The 8,835-nt window shown below is 45.6% G+C and carries 7 protein-coding genes; 4 read left to right on the top strand and 3 right to left on the bottom strand.

The annotated features are described in order from the left end of the window. Positions 1 to 261: 261 nt before the first annotated feature. On the top strand, positions 262 to 1,203 hold the full coding sequence (locus BCT81_RS18875; RefSeq protein ID WP_061033940.1) for a LysR family transcriptional regulator: 942 nt from the start codon (positions 262 to 264) through the stop codon (positions 1,201 to 1,203). 87 nt (positions 1,204 to 1,290) lie between these two features. On the opposite strand, the gene BCT81_RS18870 is transcribed toward BCT81_RS18875, so the two are convergent. The 3 genes from BCT81_RS18870 to fadB form a co-directional block, all read right to left on the bottom strand. Continuing rightward, positions 1,291 to 2,271, bottom strand: a complete 981-nt coding sequence (locus tag BCT81_RS18870; protein ID WP_102425460.1) for an MDR family oxidoreductase — start codon at positions 2,269 to 2,271, stop codon at positions 1,291 to 1,293. Between the two features lie 242 nt (positions 2,272 to 2,513). Continuing rightward, positions 2,514 to 3,677, bottom strand: a complete 1,164-nt coding sequence (gene fadA, locus BCT81_RS18865) for an acetyl-CoA C-acyltransferase FadA (RefSeq protein ID WP_102425459.1) — start codon at positions 3,675 to 3,677, stop codon at positions 2,514 to 2,516. A 26-nt stretch (positions 3,678 to 3,703) separates the two neighbouring features. Then, the gene (gene fadB / locus BCT81_RS18860; RefSeq protein WP_102425458.1) at positions 3,704 to 5,875 is read right to left on the bottom strand and encodes a fatty acid oxidation complex subunit alpha FadB; all 2,172 of its coding nucleotides are present in this window, start codon (positions 5,873 to 5,875) and stop codon (positions 3,704 to 3,706) included. Positions 5,876 to 6,102: 227 nt separating this feature from the next. On the opposite strand from fadB, the gene BCT81_RS18855 reads away from it, so the two are divergent. The 3 genes from BCT81_RS18855 to hemG are packed head-to-tail and all read left to right on the top strand — an operon-like array spanning position 6,103 to position 8,756. Continuing rightward, positions 6,103 to 6,726: a YigZ family protein gene (locus BCT81_RS18855; protein ID WP_102425457.1), complete on the top strand. Its 624-nt coding sequence runs from the start codon at positions 6,103 to 6,105 to the stop codon at positions 6,724 to 6,726. 34 nt (positions 6,727 to 6,760) lie between these two features. Continuing rightward, a complete protein-coding gene (locus tag BCT81_RS18850; protein WP_004739231.1) occupies positions 6,761 to 8,218 on the top strand; it encodes a TrkH family potassium uptake protein in 1,458 nt (485 codons plus the stop codon). 10 nt (positions 8,219 to 8,228) lie between these two features. Continuing rightward, a complete protein-coding gene (gene hemG / locus BCT81_RS18845) occupies positions 8,229 to 8,756 on the top strand; it encodes a menaquinone-dependent protoporphyrinogen IX dehydrogenase (RefSeq protein ID WP_102425456.1) in 528 nt (175 codons plus the stop codon). Positions 8,757 to 8,835: the final 79 nt, after the last annotated feature.

Below are 8,835 nucleotides of genomic sequence, written 5' to 3'. Positions count from 1 at the left end.
TCGACAGAGACCTCACTGATGCCTATTTTTGGCATAGTAGCAACGATTATTGGTATTTGGGTTGAGATGCGCCGTTGGCAGGGTGTAGCCGAAGAGCAAGAGCACTAACCTAAGTACAGCAAACAAATTCCGATACGACATTCCGACACTATCCCCAAATTTTCTTGGGCTTCCCCGCGTAATTGCGGGATTTTTTTTATCTAAAGCATGCTATAAACAAGTTAGTGAACAATGATCATTGTATTCAGCTAGGTAAGTGGCGTGGAATTAGAAGACATCTATCGTAGAGACCTTAATTTATTGGTCGCTTTAAAGGTATTGATTGAAGAGGGTAGCGTTAGCCAGGCCGCGCTTCGTCTTAACTTGAGTCAGTCGGCAACCAGCCGAGTACTCGGGCGCTTAAGAGACCTGCTCAACGATCCTCTGTTTACTCGTCAGGGCCAACACCTTATTCCGACCAAAAAAGCGCTCGAGATCAGCCAGCGAATTGATCAGCCTTTGGAATCATTCCGTCAACTCCTTAGCCCTAGTGATTTCGACCCTTACTATTGCAGTGAACGCTTTCTAATTGCGACCACTGATTATGCGATGCAAACCATTTTGCCGTATGCACTGCCGAAGATTTATGAGCAAGCACCGAATATCTCTTTAGAATTCGCCCCGCTGCAGCATGAACATTTATTTAAGCAGCTTAGTACCGAGCGCGTCGATATGGCGATCTGTCGACCAAGTGGCAGTGTTGCGCCACTTCATCAAGAGGTCCTTGGCCCTGTCGGGGTGTCGTGCTTACTTTCTAAGAATCACCCTTTGGCAGACAACTCGTTGAGCCTTGAAGATTATGTCTCTTTGCCTCATGCGATGATTGCGATCAGTGATGGTGTAAAGGCTTTATTGGACAACGCTTTAGCCAATCAACAACCCAGAAAAATGGTACTGCGTGCTTATCACCTTGAAGCGGCATTGGCGATTGTCGATAGAATGCCGTTAGTGATTACGGTACCGGCTGATTTGGCTTATTTGGTAGCAGAGCGTTATGACTTGGTTGTTAAGCCATTACCATTTGAATTTATGCCGTTTGATTACTCGTTGATTTGGCATTCACGCTGCGACTCTTCTGCCTCACAGCAATGGTTGAGAAGAGTGGTCAAAGAAGAGTGTGGTGAGTTAATTCAAAAGCGAATTGCTGATGTCGGCTTAGGTTAGACTCAATAGTAGGTAGCAAATAGCAAAAAGGGCTGATCATGATCAGCCCTTTTGTTTTATTGCGTGTTGTCTTTAGAATGCGAGCGATTACAGCTTGATAACGACACGGCCTGTGATTTGACCGTTAGTGATGTCTTCTGCCGCTTGAATCGCGTCATCTAGAGATACTTCTTTTGTCGCGTTGCCGTAGAAAGACTCAGGTAGCAATTCAGCCAGTTGTTCCCACGCTTTAATGCGTTTTTCACGAGGGCACATAACAGAATCAACACCTTGTAGGCGAACGTTACGTAGAATGAATGGCATTACCGTCGTTGGTAAGTCAAAGCCACCCGCTAGGCCACAGATTGCAACCGCGCCGTTGTAATCAATTTGTGCCAATACTTTCGCAAGTACTTTGCTGCCTACGGTGTCGATAGCACCAGCCCACAGTTGTTTCTCAAGTGGTTTCGCTGGCTCTTCTAGTTCAGCACGCTCAACAATGCGAGTTGCACCGAGCGATTTTAGTAGCTCACCATTTTCTGAAGCTCGACCTGTGACTGCTGCTACTTTGTAACCTAGCTGGTTTAGTAGAGTGATAGACACGCTACCTACACCGCCACTTGCGCCAGTAACTAGGATTTCACCGTCTTCAGGTTTGATACCTGCATCAACAATTGCTTGAACACAAAGCATTGCTGTGAAGCCTGCTGTACCAATCGCCATTACTTTCTTAGCGTCTAGACCTTTAGGCATAGGCACTAACCAGTCACCGTTTAGGCTTGCTTTCTCAGCCATGCCACCCCAGTGACCTTCACCAACACCCCAACCAGTTAGAACCACTTCGTCGCCTGCTTTGTAGCGAGGGTCATCAGATTGTGAAACCACACCAGAAAGGTCGATACCAGGAACCATAGGGAAGTTGCGAACAATGCGCCCTTTACCTGTAATCGCCAAACCATCTTTGTAGTTCAAAGAAGAGTAGCTTACATCGATCTTCACGTTACCTTCAGGTAGTTGAGACTCTTCAATTTGAGAAACTGATGCGATAGTTTTTTTGTCTTCTTGGTTTAGTACAAGTGCTTTAAACATGATCTGCTCCATGGGAGAAATATTAGGAAACTGAAGTAACTTTAGTTGAATCGTTGGAGAAAAAAAAATGAAACATCAACATTGAATCTATGCGTTTTATGCATAGATATTGTTGGCTACTTTCCTCCTGATTGAGTTTGCTGAACGAACCTATCGTTTGTCTGATAGTTGGAAATAAAAAGTGCAGCTATATAAAGATAGCTGCACTTAAGATTATCCGACAAAATTACCGTCGATGAGTGCTATGGGCGTTCAAATACCGTTGCAATACCTTGGCCTAAACCAATACACATGGTCGCTAAGCCATATTTCACGTCTTGCGCTTCCATTAGGTTGATTAGCGTTGTAGAGATACGAGAGCCTGAACAGCCTAGAGGGTGACCTAGTGCAATGGCACCACCATTAAGGTTCACTTTTTCGTCAACCACATCCAGTAGACCAAGGTCCTTAGCACAAGGTAGAGATTGTGCCGCAAATGCTTCGTTCAGCTCAATCACACCCATGTCTTCAATTGTTAAACCTGCACGCTTAAGCGCTTTTTGAGTTGCAGGCACTGGGCCGTAACCCATGATTGAAGGATCGCAGCCTGCGATAGCCATAGACTTAACGCGAGCACGAATCTTAAGACCTAGTGCGTTAGCTTTTTCTTCACTCATGATAAGCATTGCCGATGCACCATCAGATAGAGCTGATGAAGTACCTGCCGTTACTGTACCGTTCGCTGGGTCGAACACTGGGCGCAGTTGAGATAGGCCTTCAACCGTCGTTTCTGGACGAATAACTTCATCGTGATCCAGTGTAAACAGCGAACCGTCAGCAGCGTGACCTTCTGTTGGTAGAATTTCGTTTTTGAAACGACCTTCAACCGTTGCCGCATGTGCACGGGCGTGTGAGCGTGCAGCGAATGCATCTTGGTCTTCACGGCTAATACCGTGCAGTTTGCCAAGCATTTCAGCGGTTAGGCCCATCATGCCAGCAGCTTTTGCTACGTTCTTTGACATGCCAGGGTGGAAATCAACACCGTGTGTCATTGGTACGTGACCCATGTGTTCCACACCACCGATTAAGCAGATTTCCGCATCACCAACCATGATTGAGCGAGTCGCATCATGCAGAGCTTGCATAGATGAACCACATAAACGGTTAACCGTGACAGCACCAATCTCAATTGGTAAACCAGCCAGTAGAGCAGCGTTACGTGCAACGTTGAAGCCTTGCTCTAGTGTTTGTTGTACACAGCCCCAGTAGATATCTTCAATCTCTGAAGGGTTCACTTCTGGGTTACGTTCTAAAATGCCTTTCATTAAATGTGCAGACAGATCTTCAGCACGAGTATGACGGTAAGCTCCACCTTTGGAACGTCCCATTGGGGTGCGAAGGCAATCAACAACAACTACATTATTCATTTTGCTATTCCTTTTCCAAATGTGGGTTACAGAGAACTTGCTTGTTGAGCGTCGTAAAAGCTTTCGCCTTTCTCTGCCATATCAAGCAATAGTTGAGGAACTTGGTACATTGCACCTAAGTCTTGGTAGCCCTTCGCCATTTCTACGAAGTTACCAATACCCACACTGTCTAAGTAGCGGAATACGCCGCCTCGGAATGGAGGGAAGCCTAAACCGTAAACCAGTGCCATATCCGCTTCTTGCGGTGTCGCGATGATGCCTTCTTCTAAACAAAGAACGACTTCGTTGATCATTGGAATCATCACTCGTTGGATAATTGTTTGGTCATCAAAATCTTGTGGTGCTTGGCATACGTCAGCCAAGATAGGAAGAATGTCTTCAGAGAATGTCTTCTTCGGACGACCACGTTTGTCTACGCTGTATGTGTAGAAACCGCTACCGTTTTTCTGACCGTATTTTTCAGCAACGTAAAGTGCATCAATCGCATCACGACCTTCTTTGCCCATACGCTCTGGGAAACCTTGCGCCATCACAGCTTGTGCGTGGTGTGCAGTGTCTAGGCCTACAACGTCTAGTAGGTAAGCAGGACCCATTGGCCAACCGAACTTGCGCTCCATGACTTTATCGATCTTAGTGAAGTCAGCACCGTCACGTAGCAACATGCTGAAACCGCCAAAGTAAGGGAAAAGTACACGGTTAACGAAGAAGCCTGGGCAATCATTTACCACGATAGGGGATTTGCCCATTTTCGCTGCATAAGCCACAACGCGATTAATCGTCTCTTCTGAAGTGTGCTCACCACGGATGATCTCAACCAAAGGCATGCGGTGCACTGGGTTAAAGAAGTGCATTCCACAGAAGTTTTCTGGGCGTTTTAGAGATTTCGCTAGCAGGTTGATAGGAATCGTAGAGGTATTTGACGTCAGTACAGTGTCTTCACCGACTAGACCTTCCACTTCGCTCAGTACCGCTGCTTTTACTTTCGGGTTTTCTACCACGGCCTCTACGACAACGTCTGATTGCTCAACACCAGCGTAATGCAGGCTTGGAGTAATCGAAGACAGGATGCCTGCCATCTTGAAGCCATCTAGGCGACCGCGAGATAGGCGCTTATTCAATAACTTCGACGCTTCATTCATACCAAGGTCAAGCGATGCTTGTGCGATATCTTTCATCATCACTGGCACGCCTTTCAGTGCAGATTGGTAAGCAATACCGCCACCCATGATGCCTGCACCTAGTACAGCAGCACGTTGAGTGTCTTTGGTTGCTGACTTACCTGCTTTTTTAGCAAGACCTTTGATGTATTGGTCATTGAGGAACAGACCAACCAGTGCTTTCGCTTCTTCAGATTTTGCGAGCTTGATGAAGTGTTTACGTTCGATATCGAGCGCTGCATCACGATCGCTGCGTGCCGCTTCTTCAATAGCAATGACTGAAGTAATTGGAGCTGGGTAGTGAGGGCCAGCCTTTTGAGCAACAAGGCCTTTCGCCATGGTAAAGCTCATCATCGCTTCAAGTTTGCTTAGCGATAATGCTGATGTTTTTTGTTTACGGCGCAATTGCCAGTCTAGTTTTTCATTGGCAGCCAGAGAAACGGTATTGATTGCCGACTCTAGCAGTTGGTCTGTTTCTACAATCGCGTCTAACAAGCCAATTTTTAGTGCTTCATCAGCTCGGCATGCTTTGCCTTGAGTGATGACTTCCATTGCACTGTCAGCACCGATAACGCGAGGCAGGCGCACACAACCACCAAAGCCAGGCATGATGCCAAGTTTGGTTTCAGGTAAGCCAATGCTGGTGGTCTTGTCACCGATACGGAAGTCAGTTGCTAATACACATTCACAACCGCCGCCTAGGGCATGGCCGCGCATCATTGAAAGAGTTGGAACAGGAAGGTCTTCTAGCTTGCTGAAGATGGAGTTTGCAAATCTTAACCATTCATCAAGTTCTGCTTCTGGCTTAGCAAATAGGCCAAGAAATTCAGTGATGTCTGCGCCTACAATGAATGCGTCTTTGTTTGAAGTTAAGATTAAACCACGTAGTCCTGCGTGAGCTTTAAGAGCGTCTAACGCTTTGTCTAGTGATTCTAAAGTAGCAAGGTCGAGTTTGTTTACAGAGGCAGGAGCACAGAAGCTTAATTCTGCAATGCCATCTTGTAATTCCTTTACCTGTAGGGTGTTAGCTTGGTAAATCATTGTCTATCTCCATGACATACAATCCACGATTGTTTGAGAGAATCTTGTTGTCTTTCTATTATTGTAGAATACCTGGTAAGACCAGTTATTCTAGTCTGTACCTCTGCAAGATGAATTTCAATACATTTTTTAAACAATTGTTTAACATTGTGCGATAGCACAGATCCTCTAACCCTTATTATTCACGCGTGATACACTTCGCAGCTCTTATTAATTAAGTTAACGATATGAATGAACAGCCTTATTTAATACCGTCAGCTCCGGCTCTGTTTGAAGAAGAGATCAAGAAGAGCATCTTTATTACTCACCTTGCGCATACTCCAAGTGTAGAAGCCGCGAAGCAGTTCGTAGAGCAGGTAAAAAAAGAGCACGCTTCAGCGAGGCATAATTGTTGGGGATTTGTTGCTGGTCGACCTGAAGATTCAATGCTTTGGGGCTTCAGTGACGATGGAGAACCATCGGGCACGGCGGGTAAGCCTATCTTGGCGCAATTGTCTGGATCGGGTGTGGGTGAATTAACGGCTGTCGTCACGCGTTACTCTGGTGGAATTAAGCTTGGAACCGGTGGTTTGGTCAAAGCTTATGGTGGCGGAGTGCAACAAGCTCTCAAGCTGCTTCAAACAATCGAGAAAAAAATAACCACAAAATTACGGCTAGAGTTAGACTATGGCTTTGTGCCGATCGCACAATCCATCATGGCTCAGCATCAGGCTGTTGAGGTCCAAGCGGATTATGGTGTGCAAGTTGAGCTTATTATTGAGATAGAGCTCCTTCAGGTAGATGCGTTTACCCAAACCATGATCAATAAAAGCGGTGCCAAGGCACTGGTAACGAAAGTAAAAGACAACTAGGAAGTGTGAAGCATTTCGCTTCGTTCAATAGCTCATGCAATTTCGCTCAATTATTCGAATCGTCGGATTATTATTAGCACTTTTTAGTGTATCAATGCTCGCACCTGCGTTAGTCGCCCTGATCTATCGAGATGGTGCGGGTGTGCCATTCGTGACGACTTTCTTTGTTCTGTTGTTTTGTGGCGCGACGTGTTGGTTTCCAAACCGACGTTATAAGCATGAGTTAAAAGCGCGCGATGGCTTTTTGATCGTAGTTCTTTTTTGGACGGTAATCGGTAGTGCGGGTGCTTTGCCGTTTTTGATCGCTGATAATCCGAATGTTTCAGTTACTGATGCCTTCTTCGAATCCTTTTCTGCACTGACTACTACCGGTGCGACGGTGATCGTCGGCCTTGATGACTTACCTAAGGCGATCTTGTTTTATCGCCAGTTCCTGCAATGGTTTGGTGGTATGGGTATCATCGTATTGGCGGTAGCCATTCTTCCTGTTCTGGGCATCGGTGGCATGCAGCTGTACCGAGCTGAAATTCCAGGCCCAGTAAAAGACAGCAAAATGACCCCGCGTATCGCTGAAACAGCAAAAGCGCTATGGTACATCTATCTCAGCCTAACCATTGCTTGTGCGGTGGCGTTTTGGCTCGCCGGCATGAGCTTCTTTGATGCAATCAGTCATAGCTTCTCGACTATAGCTATTGGTGGCTTCTCGACTCACGATGCAAGTATGGGCTATTTCAACAGCCCGGCTATCAACATGATTACTGTGGTGTTCCTTCTTATATCTGCATGTAACTACTCTCTTCACTTTGCAGCATTTGCCTCAGGTGGTGTGCATCCTAAGTACTATTGGAAAGATCCTGAGTTCCGTGCCTTTATCTTTATTCAGGCAGTACTGTTCTTGGTTTGTTTCTTATTGCTGCTCAATCATCACTCTTATGATTCGTACTACGACGCTTTCGACCAAGCCTTGTTCCAAACCGTGTCTATATCTACGACCGCTGGTTTCACAACGACTGGTTTCTCTGAGTGGCCCCTGTTCTTACCCGTACTGCTTTTATTCTCTTCTTTTATAGGGGGATGTGCAGGTTCTACGGGTGGTGGTATGAAAGTAATTCGAATCTTACTACTTACTCTGCAAGGTGCTCGTGAAATGAAGCGTCTTGTTCACCCACGTGCTGTCTATACCATCAAGGTTGGCGGCTCTGCACTATCACAACGTGTAGTAGATGCGGTTTGGGGCTTTTTCTCTGCATACGCATTAGTGTTTGTGGTTTGTATGTTAGCTCTTATTGCAACCGGTATGGACGAGTTAAGTGCTTTCTCAGCCGTAGCGGCAACGTTAAATAACCTTGGCCCAGGCCTTGGTGAAGTCGCGGTGCACTTCGGCGATGTGAACGACAAAGCAAAATGGGTACTTATCGTATCTATGCTGTTTGGCCGATTAGAAATCTTCACTTTATTAATCTTATTGACCCCTACGTTTTGGCGTAGCTAAGGACAACATTGTGGCAAAAGCTCTATTTTTATATTCAAGCCGTGAAGGGCAGACGAAGAAAATCTTGAACTATATAAAAGGAGAAATGAGTGAGTTCGAATGTGAGCTTCAAGATCTGCACACTATTGGCAAGGTGGACTTTGCTCAATACGACAGAGTGTTGATTGGCGCATCGATTCGTTATGGCCACCTTAATAAGAAGTTATATCAATTTATTGATGCCAACCTTACTCAGTTGCAATCAAGCAAGGTTGCGTTCTTCTGCGTGAACTTAACGGCGCGTAAAGAAGACCAAGGCAAAGATACACCAGAAGGCAGTGCTTACATTAAGAAGTTCCTTATCAAGTCTCCATGGCAGCCGACTTTAATCGGTGTATTTGCTGGTGCCCTCTATTACCCACGCTATAACTGGTTCGATAGAACCATGATCCGCTTTATTATGAATATGACAGGCGGTGAAACGGATACAACGAAGGAAGTTGAGTACACAAACTGGGAAAAAGTCTCTTTGTTCACTGAAAAACTCAAGAATATGTAAGAGAAAAGCCTACTTTTGAGCCGTTTTGAGTTCTTTTTAATCGAACGAATAAAAAAACGAAAAAAACTTAAAAAAGGGC

This window comes from Vibrio sp. 10N.261.52.A1 (genome assembly GCF_002876325.1).
GTDB classification, from domain to species: Bacteria; Pseudomonadota; Gammaproteobacteria; order Enterobacterales; family Vibrionaceae; genus Vibrio; species Vibrio chagasii.
This window is presented reverse-complemented; position numbering and strand designations above follow the sequence as displayed.